The sequence below is a fragment of the Mesorhizobium sp. genome, from assembly GCF_004963255.1.
Taxonomy (GTDB): domain Bacteria; phylum Pseudomonadota; class Alphaproteobacteria; order Rhizobiales; family Rhizobiaceae; genus Mesorhizobium.
Genome location: NZ_SUGA01000038.1, coordinates 1 through 26,370, shown reverse-complemented (window position 1 = coordinate 26,370; position 26,370 = coordinate 1). Strand labels below are relative to the sequence as shown.

Genomic DNA, 26,370 nt, shown 5'->3' with positions numbered 1-26,370 from the left:
CTGGGGTGTTCTGTTTCGCGGAGTCTTGTGGCCGCGCTTCGGTCGTATTCTGGTGTCCGCTCTGGTGCGTCCATGTGCTGCCGGTCATTGCGGAACGGTTGCCTGCCTCGTCGCCGACACCGCCGTTCGAACTCTCGGCATTGCCCTGTCGTGCAATCGTCCTGCTGGCGCCCGACAAGAGCCAGCATGTTCTTCTTCGCAATGCGGACCACGCGCTGCAGCTCGCCGTCTCGGGCGCGAATATCCTCCACCCTGTTTGCCTGCATACGCAAGCCATCTGGCCCGCGGTGCTTTTAAAGCATCGACTGAGGGGACTGGAGTGCCTCAATGCTCTCAGTCTAGGGCAACAGTTGCCCCCCCGCTTGTTTGCGCCGGAAAAGCGCGGCGTTCGTTTGTCCTTCGTTCTTCGTGCGCTCGACGGTTCGCTCGCCGGAGCACCTCATCGCGAGCTCGCCGAAGTTCTCATCGGTCAACGGCGCGTCCATGCCGACTGGGCGGATCCTCGCGATCATCTGCGCGACCGCATCCGTCGGGCCGTCTCGCGTGGCCGCGCGCTCATGAATGGTGGCTACAGAGATTTCCTAATTTGAAAAGCGACAGTCCGCGCTGTGCGTCGGTGGATGAACGTTCGCTCGCAGCTGTACCCGTCACCAACAGTTCGCCCGCCGACAGGACTGCATGGCGCCTTGCAAGTGCGCTCTGGTCTAGCTTGTCGATGCCGAAATGAGATGGGCGAGGGTGCCAAGGCGGTGGTTCATTAGGGCCGGCCTCGACCTGGACGCACATCATTGGTCGGAAAGCGGCGTGCACCGCAATGTCGCCATAGCAGCCAAGATCCTTTGAGGCCGGACCTGCAGTCCTGTTGGACCGGCGGGTGCAACAATATGGAGGGATCTGAGGCCTCACACCGTTCCCTGGTCGACAGCTCGGTCAACATAGCACCCACCGCTTGATTATGGAAATGGTGTGCCTGGAGTGCAGCGAGTAGCGGCTTGCTGCGCACTGTCCTAAGAATAGCAGTCATGACCCGTCTGGGGTTCTGCAACACGACGATTCAACCGCTTGGGCATTGTCGCATATCCCACAATGTAGAATGCGCAACAGGGCAAAAGCTGATCCATCGGCGGTTTATCAATGCTTTTTGGCTTGGCACGGCACATGCAACGCAATCGGCAAAAGGCGCACGAACTGAGTGGCCCATCGGCCCTAGGAGCGCTGACTTATGCCCTCCCAAGGCATGTCCGGCCCGACAGCGAGCTCAGTCTCCTGCCGGGCATCCGTGTTTCAGGTCAACGGCGTTTGGAACTTCCAATTAGGTGGCGGCATTGACCGCAGGCCGCCCCCCGGTGGGGCGGAGAGACAGTGCAGCAGGTTTCAAATCCCGCCCATGCAAAGATATTTCATTTCCAGATAGTCCTCGAGGCCATGACGGGAACCCTCCCGCCCGATGCCGGATTGTTTGATCCCGCCAAACGGTGCCGCCTCCGAGGACATGCGTCCCGTGTTGATGCCAACCATGCCATATTCCAGAGCCTCTGCCACACGCCAGACCCGCTTCAGGTTTGAGGCATAGAAGTATGCGGCGAGGCCGTATATCGTGTCATTGGCCTCGCGCACGACCTGATCCGCATCGTTGAAGCGAATGATCGGCGCGAGCGGCCCGAATGTCTCCTCTTGCGCGACTGCCATGACGCTGGAAATCTCGGTGAGGACCGTGGGTTCGAAAAACGTGCCATTCTTGCCGATACGCTGGCCCCCGCATCGTATTGTGCCGCCTTTCGCAATGGCATCTGCGACGTGAGACTCGATCTTGGCCAGAGCATGCTTGTCGATGAGCGGTCCGATGTCCACTCCGGCATAGAATCCGTCGCCAACCGACAAGTGCCGGATTCTTTCCACGAATTTCTTGACGAACTCATCGTGAACGCTCGATTGGACGTAAATGCGGTTCGCGGAAACGCAGGTCTGGCCGGCATTGCGGAACTTCGCCTGGACCGCACCGTCAACAGCACCGTCAATGTCGGCATCATCGAAGATGATGAAAGGTGCATTGCCGCCGAGTTCAAGGCTGACCTTCTTGATCTGGTCAGAGCACTGACGCATCAGCAGCCGTCCGACCTCGGTCGAACCGGTGAAGCTGATCTTTCGAATCTTGGAATTGGTGCAGAGTTCACGGCCCACGCGATCACCTTCGGACGCATAGATCAGGTTGACCACGCCATCGGGAAAGCCGGCCTGATGGGCGAGGGCGAACATTGCGCCAGCCACGAGCGGCGTCTGTTCAGCGGGCTTGAGCACGATTGTGCAGCCCGCAGCCAAGGCCGGCGAGATTTTGCGCGCCACCATGGAGGCCGGGAAATTCCATGGCGTGATCGTGCCAACAACGCCGATGGGCTGCTTGATCACTAGCATTCGGCGGTCTGTCGAGGGTGCCGAGATCGTCTCGCCATAGACGCGATTGGCCTCCTCGGCATACCATTGCAGATACGCCGCCGCATGCGATACCTCTGAAATGGCTTCGGCAAGCGGCTTGCCCATTTCCGCAGTCAGAATCGCGGCGAGATCGCCTGCATGGTCGATGATCAGCTGATGCCATCGCCAAAGAACGTCGCTACGTTCTCGGGCCGTCAACGCGGCCCATCCCGACTGCGCAACATAGGCCTTGTCTACCGCAGCACGTGTCTCCTCCACGCCCATATCGGGAAGCTCTGCCAAAACTTCGCCGGTCGACGGATTGACGACCTCGAACGTCTTATTGCCAACTGGTCTGCCGAGTGCCGGCAGGCGGTCGATGGCTCCAAACAGGTGCGGGGATTTCAGACGGCGGATCATCGGCAGGCACAGGGGCAATACCGGATTCCTCCTCAACGCAGCGAACATCCAGGTCGACAGGCCGTCAGTGTGTATTCTGCACCAGTGGGTTCGTCGTAGGGCCTCGGCAAAGCAGCTGGTAGACCACGCTAGCCCGATGAAAAGACAGCAGTTTCGTTAGTTTGAGTGCCCGCGGTTCATCAATTGATGGATTAAGCAGTCGGATGTTTGCTTCATCCACCATGCCTGCTGGTGGCATGCGACTGAATTCTGCAAAAAGGCGGCATACATGCTGAGGAGCGCCATTTCGGCGAGAGGCCGCCGGACCGCCAATGCCGCGCAAGGTCGGCGAAAACGACTCCGCGCGTCTGCATGATCTGCTTGGCCCACGGGCCTCCACATTCGCTCTTCCCACGAGAAGCCCCGATGAAGAAGGAAGGTGAGATGAGTTTCTTTACTCATCCTTGCCGCCCAGCGGCGGGCCGACCACCAAAATGGCGGGCTCGGCCGAAAGCAGCTTTTTGGCCGCCGCCTTGACCTGTTTGAGCGTCACCCGACCGATGCTGCGGGCGCGACGCTGGTTGTAGTCGACGTCGGCCTTGTGAATCTGCAAATCCAGGAGCCGGTCTGCAATCGAGCGGGTCGAGCCCAGTTGGTCGATGGCATAGGCGCCGATCAGGTGCTTCTTCGACGCCTTGAGCTCGGCCCCGGTCGGTCCTTGCTGCGCCATCTGCTTTACCACATCTCGCACGATGCTCAGTGTTTGGGCAGCGCAGTCCGAGCGTGTCTCTGTCGTAACCAGAAGCGAGTCAAGGGTTAGTTCAGAGCTGACGTGATAGGCAAGGCCGCGTTTTTGACGTACCTCCTCGTAAAGGCGGGAAGTCAAGTATGAGCCGCCAAGGATGTCGTTCAGCAGCACGGCCGCGTAGAAATCCGGCGCGCTAGGCTTCACGCCAGGCCAGGCCAACGTCAGCGAAGTCTGCGGCAGGTCGTAGTTCTCCTCCACCAGTTGACCGAGTTTCGGCGCGACATCGTAGACGGGGACGAGGGTTTGTTGCTCAGGCAAATCACCAAACAGCTGGTCAAGCCTTTCCCTCAACGTGTTCGCGTCAATGTCACCCACCACGGCAATATGGAGCCCGTCGCGAGCGAAAATGGCCTGGTGGAAGGCGCGGAGGTCGGACGGCGTGATGCCGGGCAGGCTCTCTTTTGTGCCTTCTCCCAGCCTTGAACAAGGATGCGCGCCATAGATCGCGCGCAGCCATTTGCGCTGAGCGATGGCGTTAGGGTCTCGCTCGCTGCCGACGATGCGGGAGACAATCTCGGCGCGGACGCGATCGATCGGCCCCTGCTCGAAGCGCGGCGCGTTCAGCGCGAGCCGAAGCAGGCCGAACGCCGCGTCCTGCTTTTTGGAAAGCATGCACATCGATCCGTAGATGTCGTCGCTTTGCGCGTCCAAACTCATTTCGGCGCCGGCATGGTCGAGCTTCACCTGGAAGGCACCGCTGTCGTAATGGCCAGCGCCTTCGATGAACAGGCCGGCCATCAGTTTGGCCATCCCCTCCTTCCCGACCGGGTCCTGCTTGGTGCCGCCCTTGAAGGCAAAGCCGATGTTGACGATTTCCACTGTGTGGTCCTCCACCAGCCAGGCGATGATGCCCTTTTCGGACTTCACCTCCTGGATGTTCATCGCAGCATGGGGCCGAGCGCCGAGCGTCATCTCTTGATTCTCCGTCTTGGGCAAGAGATAGCCCGTGGTCGAACGGTCGAACGCGAGATAGCGGGCGGCAACTGCTTTGATTTGCTCGGGGGTAACCTTGCGGATGCGATTCGGCCGTTCCTCGACATCCTTCACGGTACCGCCGGTGGCCAGCGTCGAGCCGTAGATGCTGGCGAGCCAGTCCAGGTTGTCTTCCGCAAAGATCATATTGAGCAAATAGTGGTCCTTGGCCTTGCCTAGTTCCTCGTTGCTGACACCATCCTCGGCAATGCGGGCAACTTCGGCAGCGGCCGCCGCTTCGAGATCAGCCAGCTTGGCATCGCCGCGCGGTGCGCCATAGATGGCGAACTTGGTGTCGTCGAGCATAGTGCCCTGGAAATAGACGCGGGCGCTGGAAGCGATACCTTGCTGGACAGCGAGCGCCTGGTAGAGCCGGCCGCGGTTACCGCCGCCGAGAATTTCGGCCAGCAGGTCGAGCGCTTCGGCCTCGCCCGGCTTGGCGGTGTGGTAGGACGGCACCACCCACTGCGTCGAAAAACTGGGCACGCTGACGCGGGCGTCTGAGAGCGTGACGGTGCGCCTGGTGTTCTGCTCGGGCTCAACCGGCCGGATGCGCGGCGGCAGGTCAGGTCCGCGCGCCACCTTGCCATAGGTCTTTTCGGCCAGCGCCCGCACCGTGTCCGGTTCGACATCGCCGGCCACGATCAGCACGGAGTTGTTGGGCCAGTAGTACTTTTCATAGAAGACGGTGGCGTCGACGCGGTTCAGCTGCTCGATCTCCTGCATCCAGCCGATGATCGGGATGCGATAGGGGTGGTTCTGCCACAGCGTCGCGTCGATCTCCTCATGGAGAACGTCCTGCGGGTTGGTGTCGGTGCTTGAGCGGCGCTCCTCGATGACCACATCGCGCTCGGTCTTGACGACATCGTCGGTCAGGATGAGGTTTCGCATTCGGTCGGCCTCGAAGCTCATCATCAGCTCGAGCGCCGACGGCGCCACTGTCTGATAGAAGGCGGTGTAGTCGGAGGAGGTGAAGGCGTTGTTGGAGCCGCCGATCTCGAACACTGCGCGGTCGAATTCGCCGCCCGCATGGTTGGTCGTCGCCTTGAACATCAGATGCTCGAAGAAATGGGCGATGCCGGATTTGCCCGGCGGCTCGTCGGCGCTGCCGATCTTGTACCACACCATGTGGGTGACGATCGGCGCCCGGTGGTTGGGAATGACGACCACCTCCATGCCGTTGTCGAGCACGAAATCCCTCGCCTTGCCGTCCTCCCATGCGACGGGGATCGGAGCCGGCCCCGCGCCGACCAACTCGGACGCAACGGACGTCCTGCGAAGCCCATGAGTGCGGGGCTTGCTTGGTAGTTCTGGTAGGGAGAGTGGGGTTATGGGCTGCGTTCCTGGCAAAGTGATCTGTTCCTCATTTTGAAGGATCTATGTCTCCCGAACGCCTATTGGGAGAAAGTGGATCGGCACGCGACGCCGAGCCACATGAGCCGTCAGCGTGTTGCTGGGCCTGACGCGAGCCTCATCTTTGGATGCGTCCGGGAAACTTTCGGCATGGTGAGGCCATGGGAAGTCTGCTCGTTATCCATTGGGTGTTTGCGGATACCTGAGCATGCCCCGTGCCAAGTAAGAAAGCCCCGATTCGCAAGGTTTGATCCAACCTTGATACTTGCGATATCCGACATTGTCGGGCATCCGACAGAAAGCGCCTTTCGCCGGCGCGCCGGCTATGACGCTCGCCTCCTCCGGCGTGACGACGATCCTTTGGCGGGCGCCGCGCACACCGATCTGCCCGCCTATCAGCACCGCGACATCGAAGGACAGCGCGATCGTGACTGGATGGGTCTTACGCAAACATGCAGCAGTGCCACCGCGATCAGGACTTCATCCGCCCCACAAAGACCCGAGCGCGAGGGACGACGTGTAAGGCAACATGTCATCCTCGATAATGATGCCGCGCATAAAGAGGTAAGGTCCCTCGTCGTACCGGCGAGCCCCTTCGCTGGGTCTCGCGAGGGTCTGGTTTGCGAACGTCGACCGACAGCATCACGGCATGGGCGGCCCCATCGGTAGGCAAGCATTGACCGTGCCATCAGCGTTGAGGCAGCGCAGAGCCCAATTTCCCGGTGCCAGCCGGTACGTTGGAGCTTCAACTGTGGCCAGCCAAGCGGGCCGAGGCCGTGAAACTCCTGATACCCTGGACCGTCCGGATTGCAACGCACGACGCCTTGGTCTCGCGCCAACGTCCATTGACGCTCAGCGAAGCATCATGCGGACGAGCTGGGAAAGCTTGGCCGGGCCGGCGCCTTCCCAGGCGCATGGGACGCGCGACGACCCATGTGGACCTTGGATTTCACTACGCACTTACGCTGCTTTGGCCTTGTCAGCAGCCTGAGCATAAAGCGTGCTCAGCTTTCAGGGCGAGCCTCTTTCATGTTGATAGCATCTGTCGTCATTCAGGATCGCCCCATTTTCGCATGCCGCTTGCAGCTTTCAGACTGTTGTCAGCCAGGGCCGCCATAAAGGGTCTCGTTTAACGCATTCGGGAGGCTTCATCACTCGACCACATTAATTTCGGGCCGTTCGCCGGCGCTCCGAATGGCACTTAACACCAGATCCTCTCCAAACCCGTGATGATCCAAGAGGAAAACGAAAAATCCCTAAATCATAAAAAAGCACCGATACGGTCGGCTCCAGGCTGATGAAATTGCGGTCTCACTGGCCACGCACGATACTTGCGATGGCGATGGCCATTGCAAAGGCCGGTCAAGCACCCAAGACGCTGACAAGCACGCCTCCGACCAAAGCTCGATCGTTGGCAGCCTTTCTAGCCGTATACTTGGGGCATTTTGGGACGGCGATCCGGACGCCGATTAAAACCTGCCGGTCGTCTAAATGGAATGGTTGGTCCGGGTCCTTACTGGACCTGCGCCAACCCGATCGGGCCGGCGCACAGGGGCACCCAGACAATTGGACACGTCGCCTTTGCGCGGCGGCTTGCACTTTCTCGGATGGCCTTTTTTCTCCCCGGGCGAAATCGAGCGAGCGGTGAGGCGGAGCCTTCGATTTTGCCGATCATGTCGTGTCGCTTCGATCGAACTGCTCAGACGATGATAGCGGCATTGATTGCCGCGGCCGAAATGCGTTGTGTGAAGTACGATTTCTACGCCGTATACATACTGCCGTACAGTTCGCCCTGTCAGCAGCCTTGCCAGCAATCCGCCCTGTGTCCAACTGTCGTCGAATTCACCGGTGTCATTGAGGAATTCGTATGATCGCCTCGAAACCATCATTGCGACCGCGGGCGGGCGACGCAAGCTCTAGACTGCCACCGATCCGCTGGATAACCATGTTAGCGATATGTAGACCAAGGCCTGAGCCCGCAGCAGGAGTAGCACCACGACTAAATCGCTTTGTAAGCCCTTCGAGGTCGGGGAGGGGCACCACCGGTCCGGCGTTTGCAATAGCGATGGTTCCATCAGTTTGGACGGAAACTGTTGTCGGAACAGTGGGCAGTCCATGTATCAGCGCATTCTCGATCAGGTTACGAAGGAGGATCCCAAACGCATCGACATCCACTTTGCGCATCAAAGTGGGGCAGCCGTCGACGTTAAGATGCAGGCGTCCGGCATATTGCGGCTTTTTCCTCAGGTCATCGATTTCCAGCCGAACCGATCGGACAAGATCGATCGCGTGATCCGCCATGCCAACCCCCGATTCGGCTTGAGCGAGCTGAAGCACTTTTTCGACAAGGCGGCCAAGGCTCGACAGCGCTTGCTCGATGCCGCGCGCACGCATTTTGGCCGACCCATTGGGAAGCTCGGCCACTAATCTCTGCATCTGAGCGATTGAACCTGCGATCGGCGTGCGCAGTTCATGCGCACTGTTTGCGGCGAACTCGCGTTCGGCCTCGAGAGCCGCCCGCAGACGATCGAGAAGCCGATTGACGGATGCCGCGATTGGAGCCAACTCTGCCGGGAAATCGCCCAAGTCCATTGGTGACAGATTGCCGCCGTCGCGCGATCCGATCTGCTGTCGCAGTACCTCGATTGGCCGCAGCGAGCGCCGGATCACGATCCACCAAACAGCTAAGCTAAAGGGCAGGAGCACGAGTGTCGGAAGGAAGACAAAAAGTGCGCCCTTCGCGATTGTGGTACGGCGGCCATCAAGCGGTTCGGCCAACTGATGATACACGCCGTCTTGGATCTCCTCTGTGTAGACGCGGTAATCAGCGTTTCGCCAAAAGCCGTTACTCAGGGGAGCATCAGGGAAGGGCTGCTGACCCTCTTCCGGTTCAGAAATAAGCACTACCCCGTACTTATTAATAACCTGCTCACGATAGGTCCAGTGCTTTTCATAAGTTGGCAAGTGGTTATTGTATTGATCAACGTGTTTTCCATTCAAGACCTTGATCAGCTCTGGTTCTCTGTACTCTGCGCTCCCCTGGAGCAAGTCATCCGAACTTTCGTTTACATTATTGCAAAAAATGAACGCAGCAATGGTTGGGGCGGCGATCCAAACCGGGAGCGTTGCCCCGCCTAACCACGATATCAGCTTTCTCGTCATGCTGTTCGAGTTCGTCATGTGACCACGAGCCTGTATCCGGAGCCACGCACGGTTGCTATTCTATCCCCGCCGATCTTCTTGCGGAGCCGGCTGACATAAACCTCCACTGTGTTGCTCTCGAACTCCGAATTGAATGAATAAAGCGCGTGCTCGATCCTCCCCTTTGAAACGACCGAACCGGGCCGGCGTAGAAGGCAGTCGAGCACCGCCCATTCGCGTCCAGACAGGTGGACCTCCTGCCCGTCGCGGAAGAGGCGTCGCTCGGCTGCCTGTATGGAAAGCGTCCCAACCGAAAATTGCGGCTCCGGAAAATGCCCTTGGCGACGTGCCACTGCACGGATGCGTGCCGAGAGTTCCCCCAGATCGAACGGCTTGACCAAATAGTCGTCGGCGCCAGCGTTGAGCCCCTCGATGCGATGCGAAATCCGATCGCGGGCTGTCAGAATGATGACCGGCGTTGTATCAAGCCCCTTGATCAGCTCCCGCAGATAGTCGATGCCATTGCCGTCCGGCAGGTGAACGTCGAGCAAAATAACGTCGTAGCCGGCCACAGCTGCATGACCGCGCGCTCCGGACAGGCCCTCGGCCCAGTCGACCGCGTGGCCACCAGCCACCAAATGATCGTGCACAGCACTTCTAAGGTCGTCGTCGTCTTCAATGAGCAGTATTCGCATCAGGCTGCCGAGCTCCGGTATGAGGGCAAGGCTCCTGCCTTATTGATCGAAGCTGACAGTAGGCTGAACCGGCGCCAGCGAATATCTGGGGGCTTTCAGGCTGCTGTCAGCTACAATTGCAAGAAAGGGGTCGTTAACAAAGCCAAACGAAGAGGCCTTATGAAACCCCTCCTGATCTCGGCACTTTTGCTCAATGTGACCACCGGCGGCTGTACACTGGTTGGCGGGCAATTCGACGTGGCGGTCAACGAATGGCAGCCGCGCCACGCGTCAATGTCCAGGCTTGAAACTGACAGGTGTCTTAAATACGAGGGCACCGTAGCGGGTGCCTCCAGTTATCGAACAGTGCCTAGCAGGTCAGAAGTGCACTTTGACCATAGGGGTCGTCCGTATTTTCGGCGCTCGCGAACAGAGTCGACGGTCAATCGATGCGCCACTGCCAGAGTCTGGAACGGTCAAGTGTTTGTTATCCCCCGTCCGGGCCATATTCTCTGCCGAGGACCAAGAAGGCCCTATTTTCGGTGCCCACGAACAGAGCCAACGGTCAATCGATGCGCCACTGCCAGGGTCTGGAACGGTCAAGTGTTTGTGATCCCCTGTCCCGGCCGTGTTCTCTGCCGAACTCGCCCTTGTAGTCGGCACACCAAAGATCGTTAGGGCGACAGCCGTTTGAAAGTGGTGTCCCCGTCGCCCTGTTGCGCCTGCGCTTGCGGCGCTCGACCATGCCGTGGCGGTCGAGCACGGCATGCACGGCCGAGATCGCGGGCCGGTGCACATCCGGATACAGCCGGGCCAGCCGCTCGCGTATCTTCGGCGCACCCCATGTCGGCTTGTCTTGCTTGAGGCGCACAATCAGCTTCTCGATTTGAAACGGAAGCTGATTGGCGTGGCGATAGGGCCGCCGCGATCGGTCCGTCAGCCCTCCAGGCCGCTGTCGTTGTAGCGCGTGAGGATCTTGTAGCCGGTCTTGCGCGAGATATCGAACTCCCGGCAAAGCACCGCCATCTTCTCGCGTCCAGCAGCCGGGCGACGAACTTCAGCCGCTCTTCCATGACGTTACACTCCTTCCAAGGCACCTTGCTCTCCTTGCAAAGGGCCGAAAGTGTAACCCATCTATCCGGAATGAACTGTCACCCATCTCTCGGGAAGGAAAGTCATGGCCAAGGCAACTGGAAGCCGAATTTTCTTTTAGAGTATGAATCAGCGCCGTCTGCCGAAAAGCGCGTCCACGATCTTCCCTTTTGAAACGACCGTGCAGGGCTGGGGCAGACGGTAGTCGAGCACCGCCCATCCGCGTCAAGTCAGGTAGACCTCCTGCCCGTCGCGGAAGAGGCGTCGCTCGGCTGCCTGTATGGAAAGCGTCCCAACCGAAAATTGCGGCTCCGGAAAATGCCCATGGCGACGTGCCACTGCATGGATACGCGCTGAGAGTTCCCCCAGATCGAACGGCTTGACCAAATAGTCGTCGGCTCCAGCGTTGAAGCCCTCGATGCGATGCGAAATCCGATCGCAGGCTGTCAGAATGATGACCGGTGCCGATTCAAGTTCCTTGATCAGCTCCCGCAGATAGTCGATCCCATTGCCGTCCGGCAGGTGAACGTCGAGCAAAATAAGGTCGTAGCCGACCACAGCTGCATAATCGCGCGCTTCGGACAGGTTCTTGGCCCAGTCGACCGCGTGGCCACCAGCCACCAAATGATCGTGCATAGCACTTCCAAGGTCCTTATCGTCTTCAGTGAGCAGTATTCGCATCATGCTGCCGAGCTCCGGTATGAGGGCAAGGCTCCCATCTTATTGGTCGAAGCTGACAATAGGCTGAACCGGCGGCAGCGAATTATTTGGGGAGCTTTCAGGCTGCTGTCAGCTACAACTTGCAAGAAAGGGGTCGTTAACAAAGCCAAACGAAGAGCCCCTATGAAACCCGTCCTGAACTCGGCACTTTTGCTCAATGTGACCCCCGGCGGCTGCATCAGCAAATTGATTTGGGAAACAGGCGCGCCGGTTCTAATGACCGACGCAGGCCGAGGTCTGGAGCTGGACCAGCGAACGGCGTCTTCGGTTTTTCAGGCAACAGCCACATGGAAGAATATGATTGGCTCGACCATGCGCCGAGCTTTGTCGAACGGATTGGTCGCGGGCGCACTACCACAGATTATGGCAGGTTTACGCCCTGGCCTTGACACCCGGGGTGATCGTCACCGGCGGAGCCGCGGCGTACTGATCGGATATCTAACGTCGCTGAGTCTCTCGTCGGTGCAGTGGATCTCTCGGCTTAGCCATCATGCAAAAAACGACGGTTCCGCGACACCACTTTTCAGGTCCGTGACACAGGCTTTGTGAGCCGATCTGTTGTTCTTACCCCAGGCTAATGGCTGAACAGCTCTGTCGCCGGCTCGATGCGCCAGATGGCGCGATGTTTTGAACCCTTTCACGAGGCGACGGCAGCAGCCGACCGGCTCTCCTATCGCGGCTCCCGCGATCCACACACCCAACAAGGGAATCTACCATGGTAATGAAGGCACCGGTTGCCGACGCTAGGAATGGGTCGGTAGTAGATCGGCTGGTCGGCATCGACCTCGCTCGGGGCCTGGCTGTCTTCGGGATGTATGCCGCCCATCTCGGTCCCGACCCCGGCGAAGGAGGACTAGTCGGGTTTCTGATGGAACTAACCCATGGGCGGCCGTCGGCCCTGTTTGCCGTATTGGCCGTTTTTCAATCCTCCTGATTACAGGTCGCAAGGCGCCGAAGTCGGGGATAGCCGGTAGACAGGCCATCGCCAGAGTCGCAATTCGTGCCCTTGTTTTGCTCGCGCTTGGCTCAATCCTGGGCTGCCTCGGTACCCAGGTCGAAGTCATCCTAGAATACTACGGAATTTGCTTCTTGTTGGTATTGCCGCTCCATCGGCTCAGCGCATATCAGCTGGGCTTGATCGCTGCCGCTACGGCATTAGTTCTCCCGCAAGTCCGTTCCTCCCTTCTGTCGGTTGCCCCCAACCTCCTCGACCCGGTCTTCAACCTCATGGTCAACGGCTACTATCCCGCGGTGACCTGGGTTCCTTTCCTCATCGCTGGCATGGCCATCGCGCGCCTTAATCTTAATACGCTAGCAGCGCATTGGCGCCTTGGTCTGGCGGGGGTCGCGCTGGCCGTGTTGGGCCATGGGGGATCCTTGCTCGCGCTGAGTTCCCGCGCTTTGACTGAAACCTCCTTGTGGTGGTCTGACGTTGACGGCGCTTTTGAGCCTTCCAAGTCGTCATTTATAGTCAAGTCGTCATGGATAGCCGCACCTCATAGCGAAACGACGCTTTCGATCGTGGGCAGCACCGGTTGCGCAATGATCATCTTGGCGGCTTGCATGCTCGCTGTGGATGCGCTCCCGCGTCTGCGAAAGCTGGTCTGGCCAATAATCGCAGTCGGCTCGATGTCTTTGACGGCCTATGTGCTGCACATTGCGGGAATAGCCTATCTTATGAAGATAAACATTTTCAAAGACGAGAGCCTGTCCACGCTCTTTGGCTTCGTTGTGGTTATCAGCACTTTTGCGGTGCTTTGGCTGCGCATCTTCCAGCGAGGACCGATGGAAGTGCTGATGGGTAGGGTCGCAGATCTCGCGCGTCACATCCGCTGAGCACCGCCGCGCCCCGGCCTCCCGATCACATTACGGACAAGGTGGGGCTTTGTCCAAAGCTTGTTCGCGGCAGGGGAGGGTACTTCCTCCCAGCCTGCCGCCTTGTTGATGGAAGCTAAAACGGTCGCGCAGGCGCTAGAGTTGCATCGGCATAATCAGCTTAAACTCGCGAAGTTAAACCCGCGGTTGGTCTATCTCGGCCCGCCTCACCTGAAAGGCTAAGGTATCCGTTTCGGTCAAGGGTTTTAGGGGCCATTTTCGCTGCGCCTTGAGGAGAGCGTTTGCTAGGATGAGGAGCTTTCGCAACAAGATGATGACCTTTGCGGGTTTGCCTGCCGCCTTTAGCGCCTGGTATTTTGCCTTGAGGTCGGGGTTGAAGCGCAGGGCGAAGGGCCGGGCATGTAGAGGGCCTGGCGAACATTGGCCCGGCCGCCCCGGATGAAGGCGCGGCCGCTCCATTTTGCCGAGGCCGGCGAGGCTTGCGGCCTTTGGTTCCGAGTTCCGGCATGTCGATGGTGAGTGTGCAGGCGGTGGCATCCGATGCGCCATATGCTGGTCAGGATTTCGCGGCGCTGGACAGCGTCGGGATCGGCTTTCATGAGGGTAAGCATCGTCTGATCGATATCGCTGAGTTCACGTGGATCTGCTTCCAGCCACTCGTTGTTGTGGCGCCTGAGCAAGGCAAGCGGTCAAGGTCTGGCTCTGGTGCTGGCTGCGGTGCGATCCCCGCACGGGCCAGGTGCCGATCGTGTCGACGATCCACCTCGCCGCGACCAGAGAGCTGCTACTCTCTTCCGCTGTTCATTCTGGCCTCTTCGCAATGAATGTCATAAAATCACCTGTCGCAATTAATGGTTTTTGATTTGGCTCCTACAGCTGGCAGATATCGCCGAGAGTTCCGCAGAGAGCGTCGAAAGTTTTGGCCGCCTTCTTCCGCAGCCGCGCCTTGAGTTTTGAGCAGACCTGTCTTGATCGGGTTGAGATCGGGCGAGCATGGCGGCAGGATCAGGAGCCAGTGCCCCTTTGGCCAACCAGTGGGCGGCGCGTACCTTGCCGACAATCTGGGGTTCCGAACCCGACAGTTGGTTTTCAACCCGACAGTGGCCCGCCTCAGAGCAGGCTACCGCCCTTCGGAGCAGGCAGAAGCTAATCGAGGTTCGCGGGTTCCGGTTTGAATGTGCAGGTCGCTGCGCGCCTGATCTTTCGGTCTGGCGGCACATGACAAAAACTCTCATTTTGGCCGACGATACCCGGTCAGGAGCGGGTATCGCAGTCGAGAAGCGACCCGAGCACGTCCACAAGATGTGCCGAGTTTGCAAGGTGTGTCATTGTTTCTGTCAACGTTCGAGCGACAGCGCACGACGAAACGTCTGGCATACGCCTCGTCTGGCACGCGCCTCGCATATGTTGCAGTTGCTGCTGGAGATCAGGCGATCGAGTGGGCCTTGCAATTTTCCGATTTTGATGCGCCTAAAGTCTCGTGTACAAATCAGGCTGGCGTGAATGGCCTGCCTAAGTTGCGACTTATTACAAAGGAATGGATATGGCGACTGGAACGGTGAAGTGGTTCAACAGCACGAAGGGTTTTGGTTTTATTCAGCCTGACAACGGCGGTCAGGATGTCTTTGTCCACATTTCCGCTGTTGAACGAGCGGGCCTGTCGACCCTTAATGAGGGCCAGAAGATCAACTACGAGGTGGAACAGGATCGCCGCACGGGAAAGTCCTCTGCAGGCAGCCTCAGCAAGGCTGGCTAACGGTCCGGGAAAGCCTTGGCAAGGTTCGTCATCGCCGGAACGCATTGACGGCTCGAAACCCGGGCCGGAGCATGCAAGTTAATGCCGCGGCAGGGATTGCTGGAGCCATCATGAATTACTCTGGAAATGAGGCTCTTGGACGGGAAAGGCGGGGCTCATCCCCGCCCTTTGATTCCGCGCAGATTGGGCCAACGGCTGCTGCGCGTCCGAACGACTGTTGATACGGATTTAGGCTGCGACCTTCTTGCGGGTCCGTTTCGCCGGCGCCGTGGCTGGGGCTTCCGGCTCTTTCGGTTTGCGGCCGAGTCCCATGGTCTTGGCCAAGGCGGAGCGCGCAGCGGCGTAATTCGGCGCCACCATGGGATAATCCGACGGCAGACCCCATTTGGCGCGATATTCGTCTGGGGTCAGACCATAGTGCGTCGCCAGATGGCGCTTTAGCGATTTGAATTTCTTGCCGTCTTCAAGGCTAATGATGTAGTCCGGTTCGATCGACTTTTTGATCGGGACAGCAGGTTTTTTTACAGGCACAGGCTCTTCTGCCGGTATGAGTCCAGCCGTGCCGTTTAGAGCCCCGTGCACTTGGGCGATCAGGGCAGGAAGCTCCCCCGCCGGGACGGGGTTGTTGGAGACGTAGGCTGATACAACATCGGCAGTGAGCTCGATGAGGATGTCGGTCTTGTGGGGTTCTTCTGTCATAAACTTCTCCGGGCAGCTTGAAACACAGTTGGGCGAAGTGTCGCTTCATAGTGGCGGTTGCCGCTGAAAGCAAATGGATCGACGGGTGCGCTGCTCCTCCACCATTGAAGTCTCGGCGACGCATCCCGTCATCGTCCATCGCTAAAGGCAGCGTATTGAATTATGGGAGCGGTCGCGCCCGCCCCACCATAGCGATACAGCAAGACAATCAAAAAAGCCGGTCTTTGCTTGGCCCCAAATCTTTTCTCCTTTCGTGAACGCTGAGCTGCCAAGCTGCTACAGTTCACCTCGCGGGGCAACCGTGCACAACACAGGAGTTGCCCGAGCGATACATTCTTCACTTGCCGCTTATCAGCGCTGGTGATTGCACTTTGCAGCCTGCCTCCGGACCCGCAGCGCTCACGCTGTTGGTTTTGCGCCTGCAGGCGTCGGAAGTCGGATCGCCGCAGCTAATTTCCTCAGGCGGACGAATTCAACAAATCGATTGTTTGGATCGAAGGCATCCACACCATCGATGCCTCTAGAATATGATCCAGCTACAATCACCGTGCTGTAATGGCAGGGACGGCCAGCACAAGCGCGACACGATCCGGCGGGTCCATCGCTGCGTTACGTATTCATGGCTACTGCATCGGGCGCTCGGTCGACCGCCTTAAGCCAGGTCGCCGCATTGCGAGACGGTGACCGGCGAGGGAGAGGGCGCTCTGGCAACGAAGCGAGGCGGGTGGCCTTGCGGGTGGCCGCGTGATGTCATCCGGCTCTCCTGCCGATCTCTGCCGGCCAGATCTGGAGCAACTGTTTTGCATAGATATGGCTCTCTTCAGGGGGCCATCTATGATGGGAGCCGAGCGCGTGTTCGAGCCGGGGAACAGGCTGCGCATGCACTGTGCCCACCTATTGCGATCGTGCTAACCTTGGTTGTTCGGACTTGCCGTTAAAGGCAAGCGACAGATTGAAGTTATGCTGCACCATCTGATTGCCTGGCTCGTTTTCGAGAGCTCGCCGATACAGGGCCTGTGCCGCGTCATGCCGCCCCTCAATGTCCAAAATCACGCCCTTCGCATTCAATGCACGTACGTTTCCTGGGGCTGCAACCAAGACGCTGTCGAGCACCTCAACCGCTTCGTGCGGGCGCTTCTGGCCCACCAAGGCATTTGTAAGTCGTATCGCCGCATCAACATTGTCCGGGTGCTGCTTCACCTCATCCCGCAAAGCCCGCTCTTGAACATCCTGACCAACTTCGCGCAAAATGCGTTCGCGCATAGCCGGATCGATTTGATCGGCGCTGAGCAACTCGGGGGAAGATGTCTCCTGCACGGAAAGAGCCGGCTTTTGCCAGCTGGCGCAACCGCCCAAAGGCAGAATGGCGAGTACGGCAAAAAGAAGTGAGTTCCGGCGCAGAAACATAGGCGATGGAGAAACTGTATTACTATTCATGTTATCTCTCAGTTATCGGGGAGGCGCGTGGCGTTCAGTTAGGAAAGGTGGGACTACTCTAACAATCCGCTGTTCGATCCGTGCGGGAGTGTGACGGATCCTGCGGGGCGAATTGTAAAGTCGGAGGCGAGGTCTTGATAAGACAGCACGGCGAGATCAACCCCGTTTCGCGTCAGAAAGCCGCGGACGAAACGTCGGACATCCATCGACGTCAACAGAATAGGGCGGGTTTGACCCGGTTCTGCGTTCGAAAGGACCTGACGTATCTGTGATAGCATCGCTTCGCTTTGCCGATCCTCCAGTGCGAGATAGGGGCCTGCATCCGAATCTCGAACCGCGCCACGCATCACATCCTCGCTCTCGCGCTCGACGACCAGGGCGGACACGATGCCCTCCGTGTTGGCATGGCGGTGGCAGATCTGTCGCTTCAAACCAGAACGGACATATTCCGTCAGCAGGGCAACGTTCTGCTCACGCTCGCTCCATTCGGCCAATGCCTCCAACACGAGACGGGTGTGGCGGATTGGGATACCTTCCTCCAGGAGGCGGCGCAGAACATCGGCAATCCGAGGAATCGGCGTCGTGCGTAGCACCTCTTTCACAAGCTCAGAATATTCCTGCTCCATTCGGCCCAGGAAATGTCGGGTCTCTTGGATGCCCACCAATCGCGGTGCGTAGCGGGTCAACGCTGCATGGACGCGCAAGGCGAGGAGTTCGCCGGGAGCCCTATGCTCCGTGCCGGCGCCCGTAAGGGCCTTTGCAGGGGTATGTTCAACCGGGAGTCTGTCCGTTTTCGGCTCACGTCTAAGGGGGACACCGCTCGAGTCGACGTGCGCTACATCGGCTCGGAGCGCCATCTGGTTTGGATCTAAGGCGTCCTGTTCGACTGGCACGCCCTCGACATCAATTCGGAATTGCGATTCAGGCAGCTGCTCGTCAACCAAGACAGGGATGCGAGGAACGATAATGCCCAGATCGGCTGTGACCAGGAGCGAAACGCGCCCAATATGTTTTTGCAATTCGGCTTGATCGACCGCCTGCATAAGATCTGGCGCTAGAAAAAATGCGATCGGGAATTCCTTCGCAGGCGCGGCTTGCTTAGGCTCCGCTGCAGTTCCACCTTTCGCATCGGCAGTGCCGGCGCCCAGCACATCAGCCTTGACAATGCTTACCGCAGCGAACACTGCGGCCAGCATCAGAAAGACGGGGAGGGGAAACCCAGGAACGAACCCCATTACAACCAGGACGCCGGCCGCCAGTCGCAAGGCTCGAGTGCTGGCCGTGAGCTGACTGACCATTTCTGTACCGAGGTTGATCCTCGCCGTCCCAGTCACACGGGTGACGATGGTCGCCGCAGTAATGGAGAGCAGAAGGGCCGGAATCTGCGATATCAATGCATCGCCTATCGTCAGCAGAGTGTAGTGATGCAGTACCTCGCCGAAGGACATGCCCTTGGAGAGCAGGCCGATCGAAATTCCACCCAGCATGTTGATGCAGATAACCACCAGCCCGGCGATGGAATCGCCCTTCACAAATTTCATCGCGCCGTCCATCGCGCCATAGAGTTGGCTTTCCTTCTCCAATTCGGCGCGCCGCCGGCGGGATTCGTTGGCATCGATGTGGCCGTTGCGTAGCTCTGCGTCGACCGCCATTTGCTTGCCCGGCAGAGCATCCAGCGTGAAACGCGCCGCCACTTCTGCCACCCGTTCGGCACCCTTCGCGAGGACCATGAATTGCACCATGGTGACGACCAGAAATATGACGAAACCCACCACGATATTGCCTGAAATGACGAAATCGCCAAAAGTATGAATAATGCTGCCGGCCTCCCCCTCGGCCAGGATCAGTCGCGTCGTTGCGACCGTGAGCGCGAGACGGAATACAGTGGAAATCAAAATAACGCCGGGCAAAGAGGAAAAATCAAGTGGAGTACTGACATACAGGGCAACCATCATCAGCAGTATGGCCAACCCCATATTGAATCCTATCAGGGCGTCGACCACCACGACCGGGATAGGCATGACCATCATCGCGACAGCCAGAAGCAGCATCAACGCAACCATTAAATCCGGGCTGGCCGGCGCACGCTTGATGAAGTCACGCAGGACGTTGGCCATCGAGACACCTTTGCAATCGGTTGAGACTTACTCTGCTGTTACGCCATGAAACGTGGCTTTCGAACTCCGAAGGCGCCTCAGCCTTGGCCAGCGCGTGACCCTGCATGAGAGCCACAAGCAGGCGCGAAATGGCTGGGCAGCAAATGTTTCCAACGCAGCCAGCTTGTCAGCACCGAGCGCGACAGGATGTTTGGCTGGCCATAGAGTGCTGCTTGATGGGGCCTGCGAGCTTTCAATATTGGAGAGCAGCAATGCGGCCATTCCTGCTCAGCAGCACACGGCTGTCCTCAATACGTTCGACCACCCATCCATCAGCCAAAATGGCGCCGACAAAATACTTCTCGCTGTCGATGACAATATATGGTTGGACCCCATGCCACACAGCTTCGACCGCGATTGCGGATGGCGCCTTCTCCTCTTTGATGAGCACTCCGTTCACCAGTGTTAGAGTACCCTTGGTGCGACGATCGAACGATTGCTGAAGCTTCTGCCAACTGATGACCGATTCAGACGTGACGGTGCCTTCGGCGGTCACAACACCCTTTGCCGACCCAATCTTGACGTCGAGAAGACCCGCTCGATCGACTTCCTCCTGCAGCTCTTGGGCCGCTGCCTCCGTAAGTTCATTGTCAGCGCGGTGACTGATCGTTCTGGACGCGACTTCAGCCCGAAGTGAATTGGGGCTCGATCCACTTGCATTGCCAAGATAGGAGATCGTGCCTGAAAGCGCGCCGATCCCGAGTGAGCTGATTATGACCATGGCGAGCACACCGATCGGTAGGCGCGGTATGCCGGTCGAACCAGGCGGCTCTGCATCCTGCACGGACAAAGCAATGGACATCTCGCCTACGAGCAGGACGACAGGAAGGGGCACAACAACGGACTGGCCTGCGGCGATATTCCGGTTGCCCTCGATACTGAGTCCGGGTGCAAGCGCCTCCAGTTCGATCGACTTGCCAAGAAGAGTTACACGAAGGTGATGCGGTGCCAGTCCCTGCTCGACAAAGACCAAATCGGCATCGAAGCCGCTGCCGATTAAACACTTTTGAAGATCCGTCTTGCCGGTCAGACCGCAATAGTGCCCCGAACGCACTTCGAAACGGAGGGAAACGGCGTCATCCACAGAGCATCTCTCAAACAGGATAGAAGCCGCATGGCAATTGCCATGCGGCTCATTTCGGGACTACGTCGCGTCAATAAGGAGACGCGCTAGGGGGCAGTCTAAAACCCGCTTCCGACATTACGAAACGCGTTCGTCGGCGGCCTTCTTGATGGTCTGGAGATTGGTCGTTAGAGTGCGCAACTGGACACTCCTTTTCGTCGCCTCCAAGCTAACATTGGTTAGTTCCTGCACTTGCGCCTGAAAAGCAGTAGCATCAGCTCCGCTTGTATTGCCGGGAGTGCCACTGTTAGTTTTATCGGTATTGCCGGCGCTACTGGTATTGGTATTGCCTGATTTTTTATTATTATCAACTGCAGCCATGATCATTCCTTTTTCTGTTGGAGTTGTGCCGTCAATAACGGCCTGTATGACCTCACGCCGGATTTCCCGCGTCAGGCATCTTCTGTGTCATCCAAAGCTTCATCGGCCTCAGCCATCGCATCGTTCGCGAATTGGAACGCGAACGATCGCAGGATACTTTGGAAGGCTTCACTTTGTGCTGCAGACTGTGAGTTGTCTTGAAGTTGATCATTTGAAACGGTCCGGTTATCCGCCCGATCGTTCCCGCCAGCTGCCTTGCCATCATTCCCACCAGCTGGCTTGCCATCATTGCCATCAGCCGGCTTGCCATCACCAGAATGCTCGGATTTCGAATCCCCATGGCCCTTTCGGATCAAGGAAGTCCCGAGGTTGCCAACTCCACTCCCAATTGCTGCTATCATCAGGTACTCCGGCATTTGCCATTGGCGGCGACGTGTTAAAGGTTAGCCTCGATCAAGCTAAGGGCGGGAGCTTTCGAGAACCTGACGGCTTTTGACAAAAACCGGCCAGCGCAAAAACGTATGCTCTGCAGGATGTTGCTCTCGCATCGAACAGTCGACCACGATCTCGGCTGTTCGGCCAATCCCGCCGTCCACGCATGCCGCGACCGAATGGCAGCCGCAGCAGCTCGTTTGCATCCTCGATGCTGTGGTGTCGAACAGGAGACACGGTCCACGTGCTGCATGACCGCAATGACCGTATTCTTGCTGGCTCCACGGGCGCACGCAACGAGCAGGAACTCGGTCTTTGCATCACCATTCTCTCGCCTGCACATCACGGCCCGGCGCGGTGAGCTCATTGGCTTCGAGAAGGTCGGCGACCGTACGAACATGGGATGGTCTGCCGGCTTTGGGAGGCCGGTGCGGATCCTCTTCTCACCATATCGAAAGCTTGAAGCGGTCGGATTTTCTTGCCCTGTTCGTGAGAACTCCCATCGTCAGCTAATCGTCAGCCAAGCGGTCTATCTAGGCCGGCCGTGCCTGACCTTCGGATCCAAAGGTCCCGTCTCGACACTTTTTGTAACTATAGATCGAAATGGTCCGCGTGATACGCAACGCACACGCTTCTCTGAAGCAAATGTGTGACTTTGTCGGTGGCGAACGAGAGGAGTGACGCATCAATAAAATCGTCAGGCACGTGTCTAGGAAGGGGAGCTAGCCGAGTTGGTCTGATTTCATTCGCTGTTCCTGGAAATCGGCGGACTGAAGCGCTGATAATCTCAGGACATCGATGGCAACGTTGCGAAAGTCCTGTGAGCTCGGGCCAATCTTGGCCTGCTACTGAGAAGCACTTTGGCGGGAACATTACGCCGTCGCGGGTCTGGCTGACCGTGACGTTAACCGAAAGATGCCGCTGGTCTCGTCAGCCGCCAGCACAATAGCAGCACATTCTCGCCTACTACGGAGACGCAATATGAAGGGCATTGGCCGACCACGGAAATCGCAGGCTGAAACTGGAGCCAGCCGCGCGGGGCGGGCGAGCAGTTCCCTTTCGCAATCAAGTCTTGCTGCGGGAGAAGGTGGACAGTCATTCGATTCCGTTGTGGAGCAGATGCGCTCTGGGGACGCCGATAGGAGGCCCTCCTCCCTTCCAGTTGCGCGCGGTCCAGGCGATGCCCGCGAAAGTCTGCCAGGCGCCTCGATTGGCGAAGATCAAATCCTGAACACACCGCCACGTGGAGCCGCTGCGCCACCACGCGGAACCGTAGCGCCACGTGGCGCAGCCGCAAGGCGGCGCGGTTCTCCCTCCATGTCTGAGGGCGAAGCCATGGCGCCGGTCGGTAGCCAACTATCAACCGCGCAGGTGGAAGGCACCAGCTCATCGTCAAATGAAGATATCAGTCCGACACAGCTCAGAATGAACAGTCTTGTTCAACAACTGACTGATTGCGAGGCTGCGGCCAGGAAAACCGACGTCCCCGAGGAGGCGGTGGAGCTGATCAGTGGGGTCGTCGATGCAGCCTCAGCAATTCTGGAGTACCGCGCTAGCCTGCCTGCGGCTGAGGCGCAGACAATTATGCCAGACGACAAGGTGCGTAGATGTTGCCAGATCGTGTGCGACGCCGCGAATGAAGTAGACAAACTTGGCCTGTCGACGATCACGAAATTGGACAAAAAGACCAAGAAAGCGGCAGGTATGGTCGATAAACTCTACTCCTACTCCCAGGCGGACCGGCAGGAGCTGTTGATTTTAAATGTGGAGAACCACCATACGGCGGCAATTAAGTGGTGGGAAAAAAAGGCATGGCGCTCCGAACGGCAGCGATCCGCCTGCGCTGCCACCGCTAGCCTATCCAGTGGAACGCCCGTGATGCGGGAAGCCGAGCGGTGCGCACTGCGGCTGCGTGCCGGCTCGGTACTGAGTGTCAGGATCTGGCTGGTCCGTGAGCGGATCGGTCTTGCGCGGGCCAAGATTGAACTGCGGGCGAGCAGGTTCGAGCCAGATTTGAAGGAACTCCTCGTCGGTCGAAATGGAGTGGTGCAGCTGATGGCAAGCGCCGCTCAAGAAGCTCTTCGCGCCCTCTCTTTGGCGAAGGGCATAATGGATGATGGCAAAACACTCAACGCTCATGATTGCGCGGTTGTAGAAAAAATCATGGAGCGGCTTTCGGATTTTGGATTGGCGTTGCACGAGGTGCATACCAAGCTAAGCCATACCTACCCAGATGCCGGCCTCCCATTGAAACTGTTCGAACGGATCGTGGACGATGCATGGATCACTGCGCACGATGCCATGCACTTGTTGAACCTGCAGTCTCCGCCCTGGCGCCACAGGCCCAGGCGGGCGCTGCGATGCCGGCCAGGGCAGGCGCTGCGATACCGGCTGACACTGCTGGTACGGCTGCAGTGTCAGAAGGCACTACAGCGCGAAGGAAAGGGAAGTCAAAGCATAAGTCGGCAGCTCGCGCCGGGACTTTCTGCCGCCGGGCAGCCATCAACACCAGTCGCTGCGAACGCCGGCACAGTGCCAGCAGCCAAGGTTCTCGCGCGCTCGGATCAAGTTGCGAGTACACAGGTGAGAGCGCAAGAGGTGGCTGCGAGTTCGTCGGGGGCAGGCTCGACAATCGGGGGCGCCGCGTTGTCAATGGAGGTATTGACGGAGCGGCTCAAACGATTGGACGAACTTTTGCAGTTCGATCTGGCCGGTCAGCAAAGCGTCGTCTCCCAAGTGCGCCAGATGAAGCCTGAGGAGGCCGGTAAGGTCGTGGACGATGTGGCCCAGTACCTGCGAGCCCAGGCCATTGAGATGCAAACCTGTCTCGCCGGGTTGCAGGGGCGTAATGTACGCCTGCTACTCACCTCCACCCAGCTACCCAAAGTGCACGAACGCACAGACCAGCTCAAAGGGTTGCTGAACATGGTGCTGGGACAGGCCAACGCATTGAATGAAGGAAAAGCCGGCATTACGACTGATTGCATGAAGACCTACGCATTTCCGGCGCAAAAATACCTGGAACATTTGTGCAATGCCGACGAATTGATGCCGCCGGAGGCACCGGTCGCGCTGCGTGGCGAGCCAGGAAAGCTGTTTGAGATGAAGCTGCAGCCCAAGATGCTGGTCAATGGTGCGATGCCGAGCCCGATGTGGGTGCACATCCACACGAGTCGCCCCGTCATGGCCAGAAACTTGGAAGGGCTGGCTGATTCCGAATTCACCGCTTGCCACGTTAAATCCAACGAACAGCGCGGCTACAATCGAGAGCGAGAGGAAGCCGATGCTAGGTCCGGTCGCGAGAAGGTCATAATTCATCGCGGCAAACTCACCCCCGCTTTCTGTAAGTCCTTGTTGACCTCAGGGCTTGGCCGCCAACCACGCCATTCGCGTGCCGAGCTCCCGTCGGCGCAGGCTGCATGACAGGGCACTCAGAATGCGGCCGGCCACGCTGTGAGTCAGCGAGCATTTCTCCTGGCCAAACCGCGAATGCCGCTGCGCGAGTTGCGGTCCGGCGATTGGAGTCGATCGGCTACCGTCAGGGCCGATTTGCGATGTCGCGTTACCGGCTGTTGACGTGGCGGCGTATCTTGCCTCCCATCCAACTTATCGCCGAGATCGCGCCGCCAAGATCGAGGCGGAAGGTCTTCCTGCGAGCGCGGAGCAGGCATAGCCGATCCGATCGGGATCGGCGCATCGCAACGACCCAACGGTGTGGTGGAGAAAATTGGATTCGGGAGAGCTCGGTTCCAAGAGGCGGAGTTCCGGCCCGAATACAATCCGCTCGCAAGCACCCACGATGCGCATCCGCAGTTTATTGTCTGGGAGATGGGCTGGATTGCTCGGCGGCGCTGGCGCTAAGGCGGGGCTGTCGCCGGACAATTAGCATTCACTGCCAACAGCCTTGCAACCGTCACCAGTTGCAAGGCTCGGCGGCGGGTCGACAAATCACATGAAATCGTCGTCGGACCCGCTATCGCTGCTGTCGCTATCCTCGGTTTTGTGGAGATAGAGTGGAGGTTTGCCTGCACGCTGCCACTCACCGGCACTGTTCTTCGTCCATTTGTCGGGATGCTGCGTAGGGTCAAGCACCAGGTCGCCATGATCCACTTCAACAAACCCCATCGTCTGCGCGCGCGCTTGTGCTTCCGGATTAGCCGCACGCCAATTCAGCAACGGTCGGTCGCCGTCTATCCGAAGTTGATGCTCCAGCAGAATATCGCCCGCATTTTCGACGAGCGGATGGGCGACTTGAAGATCCACTATGGAAGTGACCTCAGTTCGACCAGGAAATTGTTCCCGCCAACTTTCCGATTCGAACTCGTTCATGCTGAATCCGCCTTCCATTCTCAGCAGTCCGGCACTCCGGTCTCCCAATTGGTAACTGAAATATCGCGCGTGCTCCGTATCTCGACGGATGCCATATTGCTGAGCAACGTCCGCGGTGCGCCTGGCTCGTGACGATACGAACTCCGAATACTCTTGAGGATTGTCGGCGATGTGCGTGATTTCATCACCATGAAATTGCCTCACCTGTCTCCTGAAGGAAGTCCTGTTGATCTCCACCACAGGAGGTCGGGAATTGAGGGAGTATGCTTGGGGAGCCGCCGATGATGAGGCGCCGCTACCTTCCGATCCGGATAAGTGCATTCGGGCAAATGTGTCCGCGAACCCTTCGCTTCCTGCATCCGATTGCTCGCCGGCATTATGCGCGCGGTAACTATCGGATGAGCCACCAATTCGACCATACATGACGATTCGTACTCCTATGTTTCGCAACCGAGCTCAAGTTAGCACGGCTGTTCCACATAGGGCGCTTAGTTGACGACTAGCTGACGAGGGCATTCCAACGGCTGCACCAATCAAATCCGCACTGCCGGCCTCAAAACCTCGGACTGCGCCACGCACCGGCCAGCAGAGGCTGCAAGGTCATGCCCGGAGGACTTGCCGTAGTTGCTGGGTGGCAGATCCGAGGGGAGTGATTGTAAGCGGTGTTCTCAGGCCACGGCCTTGAGCTCGAGCTTGTTGATGTAGACCCA

Annotated in this window: 15 protein-coding genes and 3 pseudogenes; 4 read left to right on the top strand and 14 right to left on the bottom strand. The window is 58.5% G+C overall.

Annotated elements, in window-relative coordinates:
• Positions 1 to 74: 74 nt before the first annotated feature.
• Positions 75 to 590: a DUF2285 domain-containing protein gene (locus tag E5X34_RS27360; protein WP_224570032.1), complete on the top strand. Its 516-nt coding sequence runs from the start codon at positions 75 to 77 to the stop codon at positions 588 to 590.
• 784 nt (positions 591 to 1,374) lie between these two features.
• Here the strand turns inward: E5X34_RS27360 and E5X34_RS27355 are convergent.
• The 7 genes and pseudogenes from E5X34_RS27355 to E5X34_RS27325 form a co-directional block, all read right to left on the bottom strand.
• Entirely contained in the window at positions 1,375 to 2,850 is a 1,476-nt protein-coding gene (locus tag E5X34_RS27355; protein WP_128292703.1) for an NAD-dependent succinate-semialdehyde dehydrogenase, read from the bottom strand.
• Positions 2,851 to 3,265: 415 nt separating this feature from the next.
• Positions 3,266 to 3,991: pseudogene (locus E5X34_RS32925) on the bottom strand (pitrilysin family protein); the annotation flags it as partial.
• 549 nt (positions 3,992 to 4,540) lie between these two features.
• Positions 4,541 to 5,845: pseudogene (locus E5X34_RS27345) on the bottom strand (pitrilysin family protein); the annotation flags it as partial.
• Positions 5,846 to 7,795: 1,950 nt separating this feature from the next.
• Complete coding sequence (locus tag E5X34_RS27340; protein WP_292571383.1) at positions 7,796 to 9,106, bottom strand: HAMP domain-containing sensor histidine kinase; 1,311 nt, start codon at positions 9,104 to 9,106, stop codon at positions 7,796 to 7,798.
• A gap of 14 nt (positions 9,107 to 9,120) precedes the next feature.
• Complete coding sequence (locus E5X34_RS27335) at positions 9,121 to 9,780, bottom strand: response regulator transcription factor (protein WP_024505389.1); 660 nt, start codon at positions 9,778 to 9,780, stop codon at positions 9,121 to 9,123.
• A 619-nt stretch (positions 9,781 to 10,399) separates the two neighbouring features.
• Positions 10,400 to 10,832: pseudogene (locus tag E5X34_RS27330) on the bottom strand (helix-turn-helix domain-containing protein); the annotation flags it as partial.
• 244 nt (positions 10,833 to 11,076) lie between these two features.
• Positions 11,077 to 11,535 carry a response regulator transcription factor gene (locus E5X34_RS27325; protein ID WP_224570033.1) on the bottom strand — a complete coding sequence of 153 codons (459 nt, stop codon included), beginning with the start codon at positions 11,533 to 11,535 and terminating at the stop codon, positions 11,077 to 11,079.
• A gap of 1,125 nt (positions 11,536 to 12,660) precedes the next feature.
• Between E5X34_RS27325 and E5X34_RS27320 the strand changes: the two genes are divergently transcribed.
• Positions 12,661 to 13,407 (top strand): DUF418 domain-containing protein, encoded by a 747-nt coding sequence (locus tag E5X34_RS27320; RefSeq protein ID WP_292176030.1) that lies wholly within the window; start codon positions 12,661 to 12,663, stop codon positions 13,405 to 13,407.
• Positions 13,408 to 14,950: 1,543 nt separating this feature from the next.
• Positions 14,951 to 15,163, top strand: coding sequence for a cold-shock protein (locus E5X34_RS27315; RefSeq protein WP_008874821.1), 213 nt, complete (start codon positions 14,951 to 14,953; stop codon positions 15,161 to 15,163).
• 228 nt (positions 15,164 to 15,391) lie between these two features.
• Here the strand turns inward: E5X34_RS27315 and E5X34_RS27310 are convergent, their stop codons facing one another.
• The 6 genes from E5X34_RS27310 to E5X34_RS27285 all read right to left on the bottom strand — a co-directional run bounded on the left by E5X34_RS27310 (position 15,392) and on the right by E5X34_RS27285 (position 21,300).
• Positions 15,392 to 15,862 (bottom strand): MucR family transcriptional regulator, encoded by a 471-nt coding sequence (locus tag E5X34_RS27310; protein ID WP_024505385.1) that lies wholly within the window; start codon positions 15,860 to 15,862, stop codon positions 15,392 to 15,394.
• Between the two features lie 894 nt (positions 15,863 to 16,756).
• Entirely contained in the window at positions 16,757 to 17,299 is a 543-nt protein-coding gene (locus E5X34_RS27305; protein WP_082826568.1) for a tetratricopeptide repeat protein, read from the bottom strand.
• 53 nt (positions 17,300 to 17,352) lie between these two features.
• On the bottom strand, positions 17,353 to 19,416 hold the full coding sequence (gene sctV, locus E5X34_RS27300) for a type III secretion system export apparatus subunit SctV (RefSeq protein WP_063169272.1): 2,064 nt from the start codon (positions 19,414 to 19,416) through the stop codon (positions 17,353 to 17,355).
• Between the two features lie 232 nt (positions 19,417 to 19,648).
• Positions 19,649 to 20,539: a hypothetical protein gene (locus E5X34_RS27295; RefSeq protein ID WP_024505382.1), complete on the bottom strand. Its 891-nt coding sequence runs from the start codon at positions 20,537 to 20,539 to the stop codon at positions 19,649 to 19,651.
• 117 nt (positions 20,540 to 20,656) lie between these two features.
• Complete coding sequence (locus E5X34_RS27290; RefSeq protein WP_224570034.1) at positions 20,657 to 20,899, bottom strand: nodulation protein NopA; 243 nt, start codon at positions 20,897 to 20,899, stop codon at positions 20,657 to 20,659.
• Between the two features lie 71 nt (positions 20,900 to 20,970).
• A complete protein-coding gene (locus tag E5X34_RS27285) occupies positions 20,971 to 21,300 on the bottom strand; it encodes a hypothetical protein (protein WP_081714433.1) in 330 nt (109 codons plus the stop codon).
• Between the two features lie 1,348 nt (positions 21,301 to 22,648).
• On the opposite strand from E5X34_RS27285, the gene E5X34_RS27280 reads away from it, so the two are divergent.
• Positions 22,649 to 24,754, top strand: a complete 2,106-nt coding sequence (locus E5X34_RS27280; RefSeq protein ID WP_292571379.1) for a hypothetical protein — start codon at positions 22,649 to 22,651, stop codon at positions 24,752 to 24,754.
• A gap of 525 nt (positions 24,755 to 25,279) precedes the next feature.
• Here E5X34_RS27280 and E5X34_RS27275 read toward each other — a convergent pair.
• Positions 25,280 to 26,083, bottom strand: coding sequence for a hypothetical protein (locus E5X34_RS27275; protein WP_024505378.1), 804 nt, complete (start codon positions 26,081 to 26,083; stop codon positions 25,280 to 25,282).
• Positions 26,084 to 26,370: the final 287 nt, after the last annotated feature.